The sequence below is a fragment of the Mycobacterium sp. TH-M82 genome (genome assembly GCF_057473605.1).
In genome coordinates this window covers 1-15,628 of record NZ_JBYCKY010000060.1, presented here as the reverse complement: position 1 = coordinate 15,628, position 15,628 = coordinate 1, and the positions used below count along the sequence as shown (strand labels likewise).

Annotated in this window: 17 protein-coding genes; 10 read left to right on the top strand and 7 right to left on the bottom strand. The window is 67.6% G+C overall.

Features of this window, described 5'->3' with window-relative positions; all coding sequences use genetic code 11:
• From dusB to phoU, 3 genes are all read left to right on the top strand, one after another.
• Positions 1 to 878: tRNA dihydrouridine synthase DusB (dusB, locus tag AC2VON_RS01935; protein ID WP_486951425.1), on the top strand; the 878-nt coding region annotated here is incomplete at its 5' end.
• Between the two features lie 263 nt (positions 879 to 1,141).
• Positions 1,142 to 3,262, top strand: coding sequence for an LCP family protein (locus AC2VON_RS01930; protein WP_486951424.1), 2,121 nt, complete (start codon positions 1,142 to 1,144; stop codon positions 3,260 to 3,262).
• Positions 3,263 to 3,355: 93 nt separating this feature from the next.
• Positions 3,356 to 4,024, top strand: a complete 669-nt coding sequence (gene phoU, locus AC2VON_RS01925) for a phosphate signaling complex protein PhoU (protein ID WP_486951427.1) — start codon at positions 3,356 to 3,358, stop codon at positions 4,022 to 4,024.
• 9 nt (positions 4,025 to 4,033) lie between these two features.
• Here the strand turns inward: phoU and pstB are convergent, their stop codons facing one another.
• The 6 genes from pstB to AC2VON_RS01895 form a co-directional block, all read right to left on the bottom strand.
• Positions 4,034 to 4,810 (bottom strand): phosphate ABC transporter ATP-binding protein PstB, encoded by a 777-nt coding sequence (gene pstB / locus AC2VON_RS01920; RefSeq protein ID WP_486951423.1) that lies wholly within the window; start codon positions 4,808 to 4,810, stop codon positions 4,034 to 4,036.
• 13 nt (positions 4,811 to 4,823) lie between these two features.
• Entirely contained in the window at positions 4,824 to 5,738 is a 915-nt protein-coding gene (gene pstA, locus AC2VON_RS01915) for a phosphate ABC transporter permease PstA (protein WP_486951422.1), read from the bottom strand.
• Positions 5,735 to 6,709 carry a phosphate ABC transporter permease subunit PstC gene (gene pstC / locus AC2VON_RS01910; protein ID WP_486951421.1) on the bottom strand — a complete coding sequence of 325 codons (975 nt, stop codon included), beginning with the start codon at positions 6,707 to 6,709 and terminating at the stop codon, positions 5,735 to 5,737. Before pstC ends, pstA begins: the two co-directional genes overlap by 4 nt.
• A 6-nt stretch (positions 6,710 to 6,715) precedes the next feature.
• A complete protein-coding gene (gene pstS / locus AC2VON_RS01905; RefSeq protein WP_486951426.1) occupies positions 6,716 to 7,828 on the bottom strand; it encodes a phosphate ABC transporter substrate-binding protein PstS in 1,113 nt (370 codons plus the stop codon).
• Between the two features lie 136 nt (positions 7,829 to 7,964).
• A complete protein-coding gene (mshD, locus tag AC2VON_RS01900; protein ID WP_486951420.1) occupies positions 7,965 to 8,930 on the bottom strand; it encodes a mycothiol synthase in 966 nt (321 codons plus the stop codon).
• Positions 8,927 to 9,712 carry a winged helix-turn-helix domain-containing protein gene (locus AC2VON_RS01895; protein WP_486951419.1) on the bottom strand — a complete coding sequence of 262 codons (786 nt, stop codon included), beginning with the start codon at positions 9,710 to 9,712 and terminating at the stop codon, positions 8,927 to 8,929. Before AC2VON_RS01895 ends, mshD begins: the two co-directional genes overlap by 4 nt.
• Positions 9,713 to 9,883: 171 nt before the next feature.
• Here AC2VON_RS01895 and lmeA point away from each other — a divergent pair, with 171 nt between their 5' ends.
• The 5 genes from lmeA to AC2VON_RS01870 all read left to right on the top strand — a co-directional run bounded on the left by lmeA (position 9,884) and on the right by AC2VON_RS01870 (position 12,677).
• Positions 9,884 to 10,687: a mannan chain length control protein LmeA gene (lmeA, locus tag AC2VON_RS01890; RefSeq protein WP_486951418.1), complete on the top strand. Its 804-nt coding sequence runs from the start codon at positions 9,884 to 9,886 to the stop codon at positions 10,685 to 10,687.
• On the top strand, positions 10,684 to 11,109 hold the full coding sequence (locus AC2VON_RS01885; protein WP_486951417.1) for a TlpA family protein disulfide reductase: 426 nt from the start codon (positions 10,684 to 10,686) through the stop codon (positions 11,107 to 11,109). Before lmeA ends, AC2VON_RS01885 begins: the two co-directional genes overlap by 4 nt.
• A gap of 57 nt (positions 11,110 to 11,166) precedes the next feature.
• Positions 11,167 to 11,256 (top strand): Ms5788A family Cys-rich leader peptide, encoded by a 90-nt coding sequence (locus tag AC2VON_RS01880; RefSeq protein WP_486951416.1) that lies wholly within the window; start codon positions 11,167 to 11,169, stop codon positions 11,254 to 11,256.
• A 117-nt stretch (positions 11,257 to 11,373) separates the two neighbouring features.
• Positions 11,374 to 11,856: a DUF4395 domain-containing protein gene (locus AC2VON_RS01875; RefSeq protein WP_486951415.1), complete on the top strand. Its 483-nt coding sequence runs from the start codon at positions 11,374 to 11,376 to the stop codon at positions 11,854 to 11,856.
• Positions 11,857 to 12,014: 158 nt separating this feature from the next.
• The gene (locus AC2VON_RS01870) at positions 12,015 to 12,677 is read left to right on the top strand and encodes a heme-binding beta-barrel domain-containing protein (RefSeq protein WP_486951414.1); all 663 of its coding nucleotides are present in this window, start codon (positions 12,015 to 12,017) and stop codon (positions 12,675 to 12,677) included.
• Between the two features lie 76 nt (positions 12,678 to 12,753).
• Here the strand turns inward: AC2VON_RS01870 and AC2VON_RS01865 are convergent, their stop codons facing one another.
• Positions 12,754 to 13,638 (bottom strand): aminodeoxychorismate lyase, encoded by an 885-nt coding sequence (locus AC2VON_RS01865; protein WP_486951413.1) that lies wholly within the window; start codon positions 13,636 to 13,638, stop codon positions 12,754 to 12,756.
• A 35-nt stretch (positions 13,639 to 13,673) separates the two neighbouring features.
• Here AC2VON_RS01865 and ygfZ point away from each other — a divergent pair, with 35 nt between their 5' ends.
• Positions 13,674 to 14,774: a CAF17-like 4Fe-4S cluster assembly/insertion protein YgfZ gene (ygfZ, locus tag AC2VON_RS01860; protein ID WP_486951412.1), complete on the top strand. Its 1,101-nt coding sequence runs from the start codon at positions 13,674 to 13,676 to the stop codon at positions 14,772 to 14,774.
• Positions 14,771 to 15,553: an SDR family oxidoreductase gene (locus AC2VON_RS01855; RefSeq protein ID WP_486951411.1), complete on the top strand. Its 783-nt coding sequence runs from the start codon at positions 14,771 to 14,773 to the stop codon at positions 15,551 to 15,553. Before ygfZ ends, AC2VON_RS01855 begins: the two co-directional genes overlap by 4 nt.
• Positions 15,554 to 15,628: the final 75 nt, after the last annotated feature.

Sequence of the window (15,628 nt, the reverse complement as noted above, 5' to 3'; positions counted from 1 at the left end):
CCTACGCCGCGGTGCGGATGATCGCCGACGAAGGCCTCGCCGACCACGTCGACATGAACTTCGGCTGCCCGGTGCCCAAGGTGACCCGGCGCGGCGGTGGGGCGGCGCTGCCCTTCAAGCGGCGGCTGTTCGGCGCGATCGTCGCCGCAGCGGTGCGCGCGACACAGCGCACCGCCATGCCGGTGACCGTCAAGTTCCGGGTCGGCATCGACGACGCTCACCACACCCACCTCGAGGCCGGTCGGATCGCCGAAGAAGAAGGTGCCGCGGCGGTGGCGCTGCACGCCCGCACCGCGGCGCAACGCTACTCCGGCACTGCTGACTGGGAAAAGATCGCCCAGCTCAAAGCGCACGTTCGGTCGATTCCGGTGCTCGGCAACGGCGACATCTTCGAAGCCGGCGACGCGCTGGCCATGATGGCGGCCACCGGTTGCGACGGTGTTGTCATCGGCCGCGGATGCCTGGGCCGGCCGTGGCTGTTCGCCGAGCTGTCGGCCGCTTTCACCGGCTGCCCGGCACCGGCACCGCCCACCCTCGGGGAGGTCGCCGACATCATCCGCCGGCATGCCGAACTGCTGGCCGCACACTTCGGCGAAGACAAAGCCATGCGGGATCTTCGCAAGCACATCGCCTGGTACCTGCACGGTTTCCCGGCCGGACCCGAGCTGCGGCGGGGACTGGCGCTGGTCAAAGCGCTCGATGAACTCGACGCCCTGCTGGCACAGCTCGACGCGCCGACACCGTTTCCGTCCGCCGCGACCGGGCCGCGGGGCCGACGGGGAACGCCGGCCGCGGTGGCCCTTCCCGACGGATGGCTGGCCGATCCCGACGACTGCGCGGTGCCGGCCGGAGCCGACATCATGCACTCCGGTGGCTGAATCGAGACGATCTCGACATCGCATATTCCAGGACGCCTCAGTACGCTAGAGGTCTTGTTGCACTTGTTGGACCCACCGGCGGTAGCAGATCTACTCCGATGCCGCCAGACAGGGCAGGTAGGTAGACAGCTAAACGCAGGTAGGCGCGGCGCGACCGCCCGCGGAGGGCGCTCCCTGGAAACGGTGCGGCAACCACCGCCGCTGCGCGGGCGTGCGTATCGGCACGTCGAGAGCAAGACTCGGAGGCCACTGGGAGGTGAGTCATGAGTGACGGCGATGACGCCGCTTCTGGCCGCCGGCCCGCGCCTGGCCACCAGCTTGCCCCTGGTTCCAACGGGGATCGGCGGCCGATCAGCTGGTCGTCGCCCGGGGTCGCGGTCGCGCCGTGGGAACGCCGGCACACCCCGTCCCACCACTTGGAAACCGGAAGCCACGCCGGGGGCGCACTGAGCGTCGCCGAGCTGATCGCCAGAGTCCGCGGCGCCGACGCTCCCGTCAGTCCCGGCCATCATCGCGCCGCTCCGGAAACAGAAAACCCTGAAATCACCCAAGCCGAGGCCCAGCCCGACCGGTGGCAATACGACGAGATCGCCCGCGTGGCCTACACCTCCGAGTTGCCCGACCTCGATCGGATTCACCGTCTGCACACCGGCGGCGAATCGGGCGAGTCCGAGCAGACCGCCGGGCTGTCGACGCCTTTGCGGGCGCGGCCCCTGCGCTTGGGCGGGTCGGCCGCAGTAGCTCCCAAGACGGCCCCCCAGACCGCACCCGAGACGGCCCCGAAGACGGCGAAGCGTGCCCCCGCGCGACGCCCGATGCTGCTGGCCGGACGCACGGTGGCGGCGCTGCTGGCGGTTCTGGCGCTGGCGCTGACCGGCGGCGCCTGGCAGTGGAGCGCGACGAAGAACAACAGCCTCAGCCAGGTCAGCGCGCTGGACCCGCATTCGCACGACATCGTCGACCCGGGCGCGCAATACGGCGACGAGAACTTCCTGATCGTCGGCACGGACACCCGCGCCGGCGCGAACAGCAGCGTCGGCGCCGGCGACACCGAAGACGCCGGTGGCTCCCGGTCGGACACGATCATGCTGGTCAACATCCCGGCCAACCGCAAACGCGTGGTGGTGGTGTCGTTCCCGCGCGATCTGGCGATCACCCCGCTGTATTGCCAATCCTGGAACCCCGACACCGGCGAGTACGGCCCGCTCTACGACGAGGACACCGGGACGTACGGGCCGGACATGAGATACACCGAGACGAAACTGAACTCGACGTACTCATACGGTGGACCCAAGTGCCTGGTGAAAGAGATCCAGAAACTGTCCGGACTGTCCATCAACCGGTTCATGGCCGTCGACTTCGTCGGCTTCGCCAGCATGGTCGACGCGCTCGGCGGCGTGGAAGTGTGCACCGCGACTCCGCTGTACGACTACGAGTTGGGCACCGTGCTCGACCGGTCGGGGCGTCAGGTGATCAACGGGCAGACCGCGCTGAACTACGTGCGCGCGCGCAGCGTCAGCACCGAGTTCAACGGCGACTACGGCCGGATCAAACGTCAGCAACTGTTCTTGTCGTCACTGTTGCGCTCGCTGATCTCCACGGACACATTCCTTTCGCCGCTGAAGCTCAACAATGTCGTCAACATGTTCATCAGCGACAGCCACGTCGACAACATCAAGACCAAGGACCTGGTCGCGCTCGGTCAGTCGTTGCGGGGTGTCTCCGCCGGCCGTATCACGTTCGTGACCGTGCCGACCGGTGAAACCGACGAGAATGGCGACGAGCCGCCCCGCGTAGCCGACATGCGGGTGCTGTTCGACGCCATCATCGACGACGATCCGCTGCCCGGTGAGGACGGCCGGAACGCCACACCGACCCCGGCCAGCGCAACACATCCCACAGACCCCACCAACCCCACTGTGCCGACGCCCAGCCCGTCTCGCCCGTCCACTGGGAGCCGCAACGAACAGGTGCGGGTCGTGACGACCACACCGGACGCCGTCACCGTGCGGGTTTCCAACGCCACCGGCCAGTCGGGGCTGGCGGCCAGCGCCTCCGACGACTTGGAGCAGGCGGGCTTCAACGTCATGACACCCGACGACTACCCGGATTCGCTGGAGTCGACCACGGTGCTGTTCTCCCCGGGCAACGAGCAGGCGGCCGCCACCGTGGCGTCGACACTCGCCAACCCGGCGGTCCAGCGTGTCGCCGGAATGGGAGAGGTGGTACGGGTGGTTCTCGGCCCGGATTTCCACTCCGTCGGCACACCCGCACCGAGTGGCTCGTCGGTCAGTGTGCGTCTGACCCAGCGCGCTGGCAGTGCACCGGCCAAGCTGCCCGAAGACCTGACCGTGACCAACGCGGGCGACACCACCTGCGAGTAGCGCGAGTCAGGATTCGCACCCGGCCCTTGGGTGACACGCACCCAGGCCCTCGCTTCGCGGCCGGGCACCGGCACCGAGGTTAGTGTGGAACACATGCGCAGCGCCTACCAGGAACAACTTGCCGGCTTGACCGGGCAGCTCGGCGAGATGTGCGGGTTGGCCGGAGTCGCCATGGAGCGCGCAACCCAGGCCCTGCTGCAGGCCGATCTGGTGCTGGCCGAGCAGGTGATCACCGACCACCAGCAGATCGCCGCGATGAGCGCGCACGCCGAAGAGAGCGCCTTCGTGCTGCTGGCGTTGCAGGCGCCGGTCGCCGGGGACCTGCGGGCCGTCGTCAGCGCCATCCAGATGGTTGCCGACATCGACCGGATGGGTGCGCTGGCCCTGCATGTGGCCAAGATCGCCCGTCGGCGCCATCCGCAGCATGCCCTACCCGAGGAGGTCAACGGATATTTTGCCGAAATGGGCAGGATTGCAGTGGAATTGGGCAGCAGCACCCAGGAGGTGCTGCTGTCGAGTGATCCGGACAAGGCCGCCCGGATCCGTGCCGAAGACGACGCCATGGACGACCTGCACCGGCACCTGTTCTCGGTGCTGATGGATCGGGAATGGCGCCACGGAGTAGCCGCAGCTGTCGATGTGACGCTGCTGAGCAGGTTCTACGAGCGTTTCGCCGACCACGCCGTCGAAGTTGCCCGCCGGGTTATCTTCCTGGCCACCGGCACGTTCCCCGACGAGAGCACCCTACCCGCGCCGGAGTAGCTGGAGAGGTCAACCGAACCGGCCGGAGATATAGTCCTCGGTGGCTTTGCGGCTCGGGTTGGAGAAGAGTTTCTTGGTGTCGTCGATCTCGACCAGCCGGCCCGGCTTTCCGATGCCCTCCAGGTTGAAAAACGCCGTCTGGTCGCTCACCCGGGCGGCCTGCTGCATGTTGTGCGTGACGATGACGATGGTGTAGTCCTGCTTGAGTTGGGCGATCAGTTCTTCGATCGCCATCGTCGAGATGGGGTCCAGCGCCGAGCACGGCTCGTCCATCAGCAGCACGTCGGGTTGCACCGCGATCGCCCGTGCGATGCACAACCTCTGTTGCTGCCCGCTGGAGAGGCCGCCGCCTGGCTCGCCGAGCCGGTCCTTGACCTCGTTCCACAGGTTGGCGCCGCGCAGTGAGTATTCGGCGACCTCGTCGAGTGCCCGGCGGTTGCGAACGCCCTGCAATTTCAGCCCTGCCACCACATTGTCGCGAATCGACATGGTGGGGAATGGATTCGGGCGTTCGAACACCATGCCGACCGCCTTACGGACCCCGACCGGGTCGACGCCGGAACTGTAGATGTCCTCACCGTCGAGCAGCACCGAGCCCTCAACCCGGGCACCCGGAATGACCTCGTGCATCCGGTTCAGCGTGCGCAGCACCGTCGACTTGCCGCAGCCCGACGGCCCGATGAACGCGGTCACGCTGCGCGGCGCAACCGCCAGCGACACGTCGGCGACCACGTGGAACGGCCCGTAGTAGATGTTGACGCCGGCGAGGTCCAGCCGCTTGGCCATCGGCAGATCTTCCCTAGAACTTCCCGGGCGCGAAGAATCGCGCGCCCAGCCGAGCCCCGACATTGAGCAACGCGATCAGCATAATCAGCGTCAGGGCAGCGCCCCAGAGGCGCTCGGTGGGAGCCGCACTGGTGCCCGCACCCGCCGATGTCTGGTCGTACATCATCGCGGGCAATGACCCCATGAAGCCGTGAAACATGTCGAAGTTCATGGCCTGTGAGTATCCGACCAGCACCAGCAGCGGAGCCGTCTCCCCCATCACCCGCGCCAGCGCTAACAAGATTCCGGTGATGATCCCGGGCAACGCCGTCGGAATCACGATCCTGGTGATGGTTTTCCATTTCGGCACGCCGAGTGCGTAACTCGCTTCACGCAGGTCCATCGGAACGATCCGGAACATCTCCTCGGTCGCCCGCTCAATCACCGGGATCATCAGCAGCACCAGCGACAGCGACACCGCGAACCCCGAGCGGTGGAAACCCAGTGTCCCCACCCACATTGCGTAGATGAACAACGCCGCCACGATCGACGGTACCCCGGTGAGGATGTCCACCATGAAGCTGGCCAACGTGGGAAGCCGCGTCCCGGCACCGTACTCGACCAGGTAGATCGCCACGAAAACACCGATCGGGATCGAGATCGCGGCGCACACCAGGGCCTGCAGCACCGTGCCGACGATCGCGTGGTAGGCGCCGCCGCCGGCCACAAACGCGGTCATCCCGGCTTGCGAATGCGTCCACCACATGCTGGAGCGAACCACGGTGAACCCGTGCACCGCGACCGTGTACAGCACCCACGCCAACGGCACCAGCGCAATCGCCATCGACAGTGTGGCCAGTACGGTCGCGGCGTTGTCCGCGGCTCGGCGGCGCAGGTTGACACCTGAGAACGTCCGCGCCTTGAGCGGGCGGTCCAGTAGCGCCGTCATCGGTTGCCCCTTCCGGCACTGCCCACCCTCCTGCTGGCGGCGGTCCGGGCCAGTGCGTTGACCACCAGGGTCAGCACGAACAGCACCAGCCCGGCGGCGATATAGGCTCCGGCCTTGTACTGGTCGTTGAACTCCGACGCGGTGGCTGCGATCTTGGTGGCGAAGGTAGATCCGCCGTCGAACAGCGACCAGCCGAATTCCTTTGGACTGACGCGCAGGATGATCAGCAGCGCCACCGTCTCGCCGAGCGCGCGCCCCAGACCCAGTATCGCGGCGCTGACGTATCCGGAGCGCCCGAACGGCAGCACCGCCGTTTTGACCACCTCCCACCGAGTGGCACCCAGCGCCAATGCCGCCTCGACCTCGCCGCGCGGGGTTTGCGCCAGCACCTCGCGGGTGACCGCGGTGATGATCGGCAGGATCATCACCGCCAGCACGATCCCGCCGGTGAAGATGGTGCCGCCACCGCCCACCGACACGTTGCCGGTGGCAAACAGGAAAAGCCACCCCAGATGCTCGTTGAGCCAGGTCGCGATCGGCCGCAGCTGCGGTGCCAGCACATACAGTCCCCAGGCGCCGTAGATGATCGACGGCACCCCGGCGAGCAGATCGACCATTATGGCCAGCGGCCTGACGAGTCCCCGCGGCGCATATGCGGTCAGATAGACCGCAACGCCCAGCGCCACCGGCATGGCCAGGATGAGCGCGAACAGGGACACAAACACCGTGACCCGCAGCATCTCCGAGATACCGAAGTGCATCGCCGAAGTGTCGGTGGTGACCCAGTTGCCGCCGAAGGAGAAGAAGTCCTCCCGGTTGCGCTGCAGCGCCGGTATCGCGCGCAACAGCAGAAACGCCCCGATTGCCGCGATCAAGACGATGATCAGCAAACCGGAACCTTGCGCCAGCACGCGGAATATCCGATCCCCGATGTGGCTTCCGCTTTTCCGTGACGAGTTTGCAGCCGTCACCGCCGCCTACCCGATCGCATCGATCGCGCCAACCAGGCGCTGCTTGAACCTGTCCGGCAACGCAACGTACCCGGCCGCCGACAGATCGTCTTGGCCGTTGTTCACGGCCACAGTCAGAAACGACCTGACGGCTGCAGAGGTGCCCGGATCGTAACCTTTCGAGCAGACGATCTCGTAGGTCACCAACACCAGCGGGTATGCTCCGGCCGCCTCGGTGGCGTAGAGCGAGTTCAGATCCAGCCGCAGATCGTTGCCGTCCCCGGTGGCAAACCTGGTGTGTTCGATCGCGGTGCGGGCCGCATCGTCGGTCACCGAGACCGCGCCGCTGCCCGAATCGATCTGCGCGAATCGCATAGCCGCTTGATCGACGAAGCCCTTCTCGACGTATCCGATTGCCCCCGGCGTGGTCCGCACCGCCTGAACCACTCCGGCCGACTTCTGCGCACCCTCGCCAACACCTCCCTGGAACTCGCTGCCCGCACCCCTGGTCCAGCTCTGTGGAGCGGTGGCGATCAGGTACTCCTGAAAGTTGTCCGTGGTGCCCGAGGAATCCGACCGGTAGATCGGCGTGATCTTCGCATCCGGCAATGCCGCGCCGGGATTGAGCACGGTGATCGCCGGATCGCTCCAGGTGGTGATCGCACCGCTGAAGATCCTGGCCAGCACCTCACCGTTGAGCACCAGGGTGTCTACGCCGTCGAGGTGGTAGGTCAACACAACCGGCCCGAAGACCAGGGGCAGATGCCACGCCGGGTTCCCGCCGCATCGCTTGGCCGACGCCGCGATCTGCTCGGCACTCAACGGCGAGTCCGATCCGGCGAAGTCGACGTGCCCGGCGATGAACTGCTCACGTCCGGCACCTGAACCGGTGGGGTTGTACGACAGGTTCTTGCCCGGGCACAGCTTTCCCCAGGTCTGGTTGAACAACGCGATCGCGTTCTGCTGCGACGTCGAGCCCTCGGCTGTCAGGTCGTCATTGCCTGAGCAATCGGTCGACCCCGGCGCGGCTGCCGGGACCCCGCCGGTGTTGTCGTCGCTGCCGCACCCGGCCGGCGTGGACGCAACGACGGCCACGACGAGCAGGGCCGACAGCGCCCTACCGACGACGTTGAGCTTCACCTGTTCTCGCTTTCCGACTTTAGCTATCACCCGGCACAGTGTGCGCAGGTGGTGGGCGAGCACTAAGGGGGCACATGAGCGCATGGTGCACACGTCAGACCCAGCGATGGTAGCGCGACCTGGCGTCGGTCCCGCATCAACCAGGGTGTCGGGCGGGGTCGGCGCCGTAGGCGGTGTCGACGCTGTGCACGGTAAAACCCAACCGCTGATATGTACCCACCGCGGCGGCGTTGTCCGCCTCGACGTAGAGCAGCACGCTGGGCTGCACGCCCGAGGGTACGTGGACAGCTTCAGGGCCGGCCAGGCGCCGCGCCAGCGCGGCGACGCCGACCGATGTCAGCGCACGGCCCAGGCCACGGCCCTGCGCAGCCGGGTCGACGCAGACGATGTAGACCTCACCCAGGCCCGGCTGGTCCAGATGGACCTTGGTCCAGTGAAAACCCAACAGCGTGTCGGCACCTGCCGGGGAGCCCGGGGAATCCCGGAATGCCAGGAACAAGCCCTGCGGATCGAACCACGGCTCACGTCGCCGCGCAGCCAGATCGGCAGCCGTCCAACCGCCCTGCTCGGGGTGCCAGGCAAAGGCGGCATTGTTGACCCGCAACAACTCGGCGTCGTCGCCGGTGCCGGCATAGGTGCGGATTCGCACCCCGTCGGGGATCGACGGTTCGGGCACGTCGTGCAGCGAACGCCGCATCTGCAGCAATTCGCGAACCGCGACCAGGCCCAGCGCCGCAGCCATCGCCCGGGCGCCTTCCAGCGTGCCGTGCGCCCAGAACCGGCTCTGTTGCGCGGTCTCCGCCAGCGCGGCACGCGCCATCGCGGCACCTATGCCGCAGCGGCGGGCCCGTGGGTGCACCACCAGCTCCGCCATCGGCGGTGCGCTGTCCTCCGGTACGGTCAGGCTGAGGTAGCCGGCAAGCCCAGTGAGCACGGTGGCGTCGGTGACGAGCAGGTGCATGGCGCGCCGGCCGGCGAGCTGAGACAGCACCTGCTCGCCGACCGGGGCGACGCCGTCGAATTCACGAGCGGCCGCGACCAGTTCACGCACCCGCTGCTGTTCGCCATCGCAGAGTTCGGTGCGCCAGTCGGGCACCGTCACTGACTGGCCAGCGGGTCGGCCAGTGGGTCAGGCAAGCTGTCGGAATCCGCCGGCGAATCTTCGGCCCCGTTGCCCATGTCGTCGACGTCCGCGTCGGCCGGGGCGGGTCGATGGTGCCGCCTCGGCCGTACCGCCTTGTAGCCGACGTTTCGGACCGTGCCGATCATGGACTCGTACTCCGGGCCGAGCTTGGCACGCAACCGTCGTATGTGCACGTCGACCGTGCGGGTGCCGCCGAAATAGTCGTACCCCCAGACCTCCTGCAGCAGCTGCGCCCGGGTGAACACCCGGTCGACGTGCTGTGCGAGGTATTTCAACAGTTCGAACTCCTTGTACGTCAACCCCAGCGGGCGCCCGCGCAGCCGAGCGGTGTACGTACCCTCGTCGATCAGCAGCTCACCGATGGTGATCTGGCCCGCATCCTCGGCGGTCGGTCCGCCCCGACGTCCGGTCAGCAATCGCAGCCGGGCGTCGACTTCGGCGGGCCCGGTACCGGGCAACACGATGTCGTCAAGCCCCCACTCGGCGTTGACCGCGACCAAACCGCCCTCGGTCACCACCGCCATCACCGGGACCGAACTGGCGGCGGCGCTCAATAAACGGCACAGTCCGCGCGCGGCGACCAGGTCGGTGCGCGCATCGACGATCGCGACCTCGGCGGATCCGGCCTCCAGCAGCGAGGAGACCTCCATCGGCGCGGGCCGCACGGTGTGGGCCAGCAATGACAGCGACGGCAGCACCGACTCGGGGCGCGAGTCGGCGGTCAACAGCAGTAGCTCCAACGAGGCCCTCCGATGTCGTGGGGAAGACTCTCCTAGTCTGGCCTACGTCTGATCCCAGACTTACGAGTATCTGCCGTCGCCCGCCTGAATCTGACGGACAACTAAAGAATAGCGTGCGACCTGCCCTTTCGGCATGCAGCCAGACCGCCCGCAGGCGCAGTAGGCCAGAATGTGCGGGTGCGCAGGACACTGATCGGCACAGCCGCCGCGCTGGCGGTCCTCCTCATCGCTGCCGTCGGAATCGATTTCGGGTCCAGCGTCTACGCCGAGTACCGACTGTCCCGCACGGTACGCCGCGCTGCGGACCTGGGGTCGGACCCATTCGTCGCCATTCTGGGCTTCCCGTTCATCCCGCAGGCGGTGCGGGACCACTACGACGAGCTGGAGATCAAGGCCGGCGCCGTCGACCAGTCTCTGGTTGGCAAAGCCACTCTGGAAGCCACCATGCACTCCATCGGCCTGGCCGACGCGTCCTGGCTGGTCAGGCCAGACGCGAAGATTCCGGTCGGCAAGCTGGAGAGCCGCATCATCATCGATTGCGTACACCTGGGCCGCTACCTGGGCATCCACGACCTGATGGTGGAGGCACCGCCCACCGAAACCAACGACGCCACCGGCGGCACCACCGAATCCGGCATCTCGGGCAGTCGCGGACTGGTGTTCACCGGCACACCCAAATCGGCAGGATTCAGCACACGGGTCAGCGTCTCGGTGGACCTGTCCATCGCCGGAGCCGACCACACCACGCTGGTGTTCACCCCGACCGACGTTCTCACCGGGCCGGACACCGCAAACCAGCAGGTTCCCGACGACCGGCGGGGCGCGGTGCTGGCCGCGTTCGCCGGCAGCCTGCCGCATCAGAAGCTGCCGTTCGGCGTGCCCCCGACCAGCCAGGGTGCCCGCGGCTCGGACGTCATCATCGAAGGCATCACCGAGGCAGTGACGATCACCCTCGACGAGTTCAGGCAGTCATGACCACCATGAGCAGCGCCGTCATCGCGATCGTTGCCGGGTTGGCACTCGCCGGGGTCGTGGGATGGCTGCTCACCCACCGCTTCGGGGTGCTCCGGGAGACGGGGTCGGGCCGATTGCCCGACCTGGACACCGCTGACCTCGGGCTGGCTGAGGGCGAACCGACCGTCGTGCACTTTTCCGCACCGTGGTGCGGGCCCTGCGCCGGGGTGCGGCGCGTGGTCGACCAGGTCTGCACCGACTTGGGCGGTGTGGCACACGTCGAGATCGACACCGACACCAATCCGGCTGCGACAAGCAAACTTTCAGTGCTGTCTCTGCCCACCACCTTCATCTTCGACGCAACCGGCCGCCAGCGCTTCCGGGCCACCGGCGTCCCGAAAGCCGCCGACCTGCGAGCGGCGCTGGAGCCCCTATTGACCTGAGTTGATGAGTTGGCCCGAGTTGGCCCGACGAAACCATCGTTGGGTAAGCTGTGCGCCGTGGTCACCCGCCTTGAGCCCATGCTCACCAAGCGCCGCACAGTCGACCTGTGCCGCACCGCGGGTTGCTGCTGTTGTCGCTGCGGCTGAGTAGCTGAGTAGCCAAGCGGTTACGCCGCTCTCACAACGACCCGGAAACACACTGGGCGCATCTGCGCCAGACTCCGCCATTCGTCCGTCGCAACAACCGCAGCTAGGAGCAGTATCGTGTCGGCCACCAGCCTCACCCAGGTAGACGTTCGCGGACCCCGGTTCGCCGCGTGGGTCACCACCGCCGTTCTGGCGGCCACCCTGATCATCTCTGGCTTCAGTGTGAGCGGCGCCGCCGCCGTACTGGGCGTGCAGGCCGTGGTGTTCGGCGTCGGTGCGCTGTGCGGGCCCCGCCGTCACCCGTATGGACTGATATTCGCTCGCCTGGTGGCACCCCGGCTGGCGCCGGTCACGGAGCGGGAACCGGTGGCACCGCTGAAGTTCGCCCAGCTTGTCGGCCTGGTGTTCGCGCTGGCCGGGGTGGCCGGCTTCGCCGCAGCACCACTGCTGGGTATTGTCGCCACCACATTCGCACTGGCTGCGGCGTTTCTCAACGCGGCCTTCGGGATCTGCCTGGGCTGCCAGCTCTACCCGCTCATCGCAAGGCTGCGCAAGGCTGCGCCCCAGCCCCGGGTAACCGCAGAATTTCCATCTCGGTAAGGCGCGGGCATCCACCAGGTCGACGTCGTCATCGCCTGACCAAACCGCACTAGACTCATCACCGTGGTGCTGTTCTTCGAGATCATGCTCGTGGCGGCAGTCGTGGTCATCACCTGGTTCGCGCTGTACACGCTGTATCGGCTGATCACCGACGAGTTGTGACCGGCGCAACCCAAGGTCCGGCCGGCGCCGGTGATCGTGCGGTGGCCGCGGCCGCGGAGCGGGCCAAGGTCACCAGGTCGCGCAATATCCCGGTCTTCGATGACCTCCCGGTCTCCGCCGACACCGCGAACCTGCGCCAGGGAGCGAACCTGCACGATTCCCTGCTGGCGTTGCTGCCGTTGGTCGGGGTGTGGCGCGGCACCGGCAATGGTCGGGGCACCGACGGTGACTACCGGTTCGGCCAGCAGATCGTGGTGTCGCACGACGGCGGTGACTACCTGAACTGGGAGGCGCGGTCCTGGCGGCTGACCGATGCCGACGAGTACCGGGAGCCGACGCTGCGCGAAACCGGCTTCTGGCGGTTCGTCTGTGATCCTGCCGACCCTGCTGGTCCGGCGGAGTCGCAGGCCATCGAGTTGCTGCTGGCGCATTCGGCCGGCTACGTGGAGTTGTTCTACGGGCGCCCGCGCACCGCGACGTCGTGGGAACTGGCCACCGATGCACTGGCGCGCAGCAGGTCCGGGGTGCTGGTCGGCGGTGCCAAGCGGCTCTACGGCATCGTCGAGGACGGCGACTTGGCCTACGTCGAGGAACGGGTGGACGCCGACGGCGAGCTCGTGCCGCATCTGTCGGCACGGCTATCTCGCTTCGCCGGTTAGGCCGCGGTTAGGCCCATTGATTCTGCGGCCGCAACACCACCCACTCGTAGTTGTCACGGTGGGCGCAGGTCATTCCTCAGAGGGCCGCGTCAACCAGCCCGGCAAACTCCGCGTGCAGCCCACCCGGCGGCAGCACCCGGCCGTCGAGGGTGTGCACGCGGGCCGCCAGCGTGATACTCGAGATCAGCCAGATGTCCCGGGCAGCGTCGAGGTCCGCCCGCCGCAGCGGGCGGTAGTCGCAGTCGTAGCCTTTGGCCCGGGCCACCTCGAAGAGCGCCTGCTGGGTCGTCCCGTGCAGGATTCGGTGCGTCGGCGGAGGGGTGAGCAGGCACCGCTTTCCCGACACGCTGGGGTCGCCGGGGTCGAGTGCGACCACGACCGTCGAGCGTGGACCCTCCAAGATGTAGCCGTCCGCGCTGACGAAGATGACGTCGTCGGCACCGTGACGGGCGGCGTGCCGCAGGGCGGCCATGTTGACCGCGTATGACAGGGTCTTCGCCCCGGCCAGCAACCAGGGCATGGTGTCGGCTCCGGTGGCCGGCAGGCCGCGGTCCAGGGTCACCACCGCCACACCGTCGCGTCGCGCCGCGGCGACGCGCTCCGGGACCGGCGTGATCATCACGTATCCGGTGGGCCCCGAGCCGCTTTCTCGCCCCCGGCTGTAGACCAGCCGCAGCGCCCCCTCGACCGTGGCATCCGACGCCCACGCCTGCACCGCCACGTCGACCGCGCAACGCCACGCCGACAGATCGGGTGCGGGCAGGTCCATCAGCTCAGCGGACTGGGACAGCCGCCGCAGGTGTGCGTCGAGCAGGCATGCCGCGCCGTCGCGCACCAACAGGGTCTCGAAGACTCCGTCACCGCGAAGCACCGCCAGATCGTCGGCGTGCAGCAGCGGGGTTCGCGGCGCGACCAGTTCCCCGTCGAGCGTCACGATGGTCACGCCGGTCTCAGCGGTCATAGACCCTGAGCGTAATGGCTCCGTAGAGTTGTGTTGTGCCTGCTGTCCCCGCTCCCGATCCCGGCCCCGACGCCGGCGCCAGCTGGCATTACGGCGATCCGTTCGGCGAGCAACGCGCCGCGGAAGCCGACGCGGTGCTGGTGGATCGCTCACACCGGGCGGTGCTCGTCTTGACGGGGCCCGACCGCAAGACGTGGCTGCACAGCATCTGTACTCAGCACGTCAGCGAACTCGCCGAAGGTGCCAGCACCGAGAACCTGACCCTGGACGCGAAGGGGCATATCCAAAATCACTGGCTGCAAACCGAGTTGGCTGACACCACATACGTCGACACCGAGCCGGGGCGGGGCGAGCCGCTGCTGGACCATCTGCGCAAGATGGTGTTCTGGGCGGACGTGAAAATAGACGTCGCCGACCTGGCGGTGCTGTCGCTGCTCGGGCCGCGGCTGGCCGATCCGGTGGTGCTCGATGTGCTGGGGCTGGACGCTCTGCCCGGCGCGGCGACGGCGCTGCCGATCCCGGCATCCGACATCGGGTTCGTACGCCGGACACCCGCAGAACGCGGCGGCCAGATCGAGCTGGACCTGCTGGTGCCTCGCGCCACCGCAGCCGACTGGGTGCAACGGCTGGCGCAGGCCGGGGTGCGGCCGGCCGGGGTGTGGGCCTATGAGGCCAACCGGGTCGTGGCCCGGCGTCCGAGGTTCGGCGTGGACAGCGACGATCGCAGTATCCCGCACGAGATGAACTGGATCGGCGGCCCCGGGATCGGGGCGGTCCACCTGAACAAGGGCTGCTACAGCGGACAGGAGACCGTCGCCAGGGTGGCGAACCTGGGCAAACCGCCACGGATGATGGTGCTGCTGCATGTGGACGGTTCGGTGGACCGGCCGTCGACCGGCGATCCGGTCATGTCTGACCGCCGACCGGTGGGCCGACTGGGAACGGTCGTCGACCACAGGGAGCTAGGCCCGATCGCCCTGGCGTTGCTCAAACGTGGGCTACCGGCCGACACCTCCTTGGCCACCGGGGCCGAGGGTGATGTCGCGGCGATGATCGACCCCGATTCGATGCCGCCGCCCGATGTGGTCCCTGCGGGCCGGGCCGCGGTGAACCGGTTACGCGGCGTCACCCGATGACGGTTGCCGCACACGGCTGCTTTGCGGGTCGTCACGCGATCGTCACCGGCGGCTCGAGCGGCATCGGGCTGGCCTGCGCGGCGGAGCTGGCAGCACATGGCGCTCGGATATCGCTTATCGCACGTCGTGAGAGTGTTCTGGCCGAGGCGGCTCGGACGTTGGCGGGTGCGGCGACTGCGTCCGCCGACGTCGCCGATGCAGCGACGCTCGCGAACGCGATCGCACGGCTGGAATCCCAGCAGGGGCCCTGTGACATCCTGGTGACCTCGGCGGGGCAGGCGCGGCCCGGCAGATTCTCAGAGCTCGATGACGACGTTTTCCGCACCATGATCGAGGTCGACTACTTCGGCACCCTGCACGCCATCCGGACTGTCGTCCCTGGCATGGTCGCTCGGCGCAGCGGTGCGATCGTCGCCGTCTCGTCGGCCGCCGGACTACTGGGGATCTACGGCTACACCGCTTACGCGCCGGCCAAGTTCGCGGTCCGGGGCTTGATGGAGGCACTGCGCGGGGAGTTGCGGCCGCACGGTGTCTACATCGGCTGTGTGTTCCCGTCGGACGTGGACACACCGCAGCTGGCAGAGGAGACACGTTACAAGCCGGCGGAAACAGCAGCCATCAGCGGCACCGTCACACCGATCGCCGCCACGCAAGTGGCAAGGGCCGTCATTCGCGGCATCAAACGGCGGCGGTTCGCGATTTATCCGGACGCACGGATAGCGCTGCTCGGCCGGGTCGCGTCCGTCGCCGCACCGACGTTCCTACGAAAATTGAGGTGACCACAGCTGGTGACCACAGGCATCGGTAACCGGCCACGCGGTCAGTGACGGCTGGTCGGTTTTATGTTTGTCTAT

Coding starts and splice junctions, on each gene's coding strand:
- AC2VON_RS01930 (WP_486951424.1), top strand. CDS start 1,142: ATGAGTGACGGCGATGACGCCGCTTCTGGCCGCCGGCCCGCGCCTGGC.
- phoU (WP_486951427.1), top strand. CDS start 3,356: ATGCGCAGCGCCTACCAGGAACAACTTGCCGGCTTGACCGGGCAGCTC.
- pstB (WP_486951423.1), bottom strand. CDS start 4,810: ATGGCCAAGCGGCTGGACCTCGCCGGCGTCAACATCTACTACGGGCCG.
- pstA (WP_486951422.1), bottom strand. CDS start 5,738: ATGACGGCGCTACTGGACCGCCCGCTCAAGGCGCGGACGTTCTCAGGT.
- AC2VON_RS01885 (WP_486951417.1), top strand. CDS start 10,684: ATGACCACCATGAGCAGCGCCGTCATCGCGATCGTTGCCGGGTTGGCA.
- AC2VON_RS01865 (WP_486951413.1), bottom strand. CDS start 13,638: ATGACCGCTGAGACCGGCGTGACCATCGTGACGCTCGACGGGGAACTG.
- AC2VON_RS01855 (WP_486951411.1), top strand. CDS start 14,771: ATGACGGTTGCCGCACACGGCTGCTTTGCGGGTCGTCACGCGATCGTC.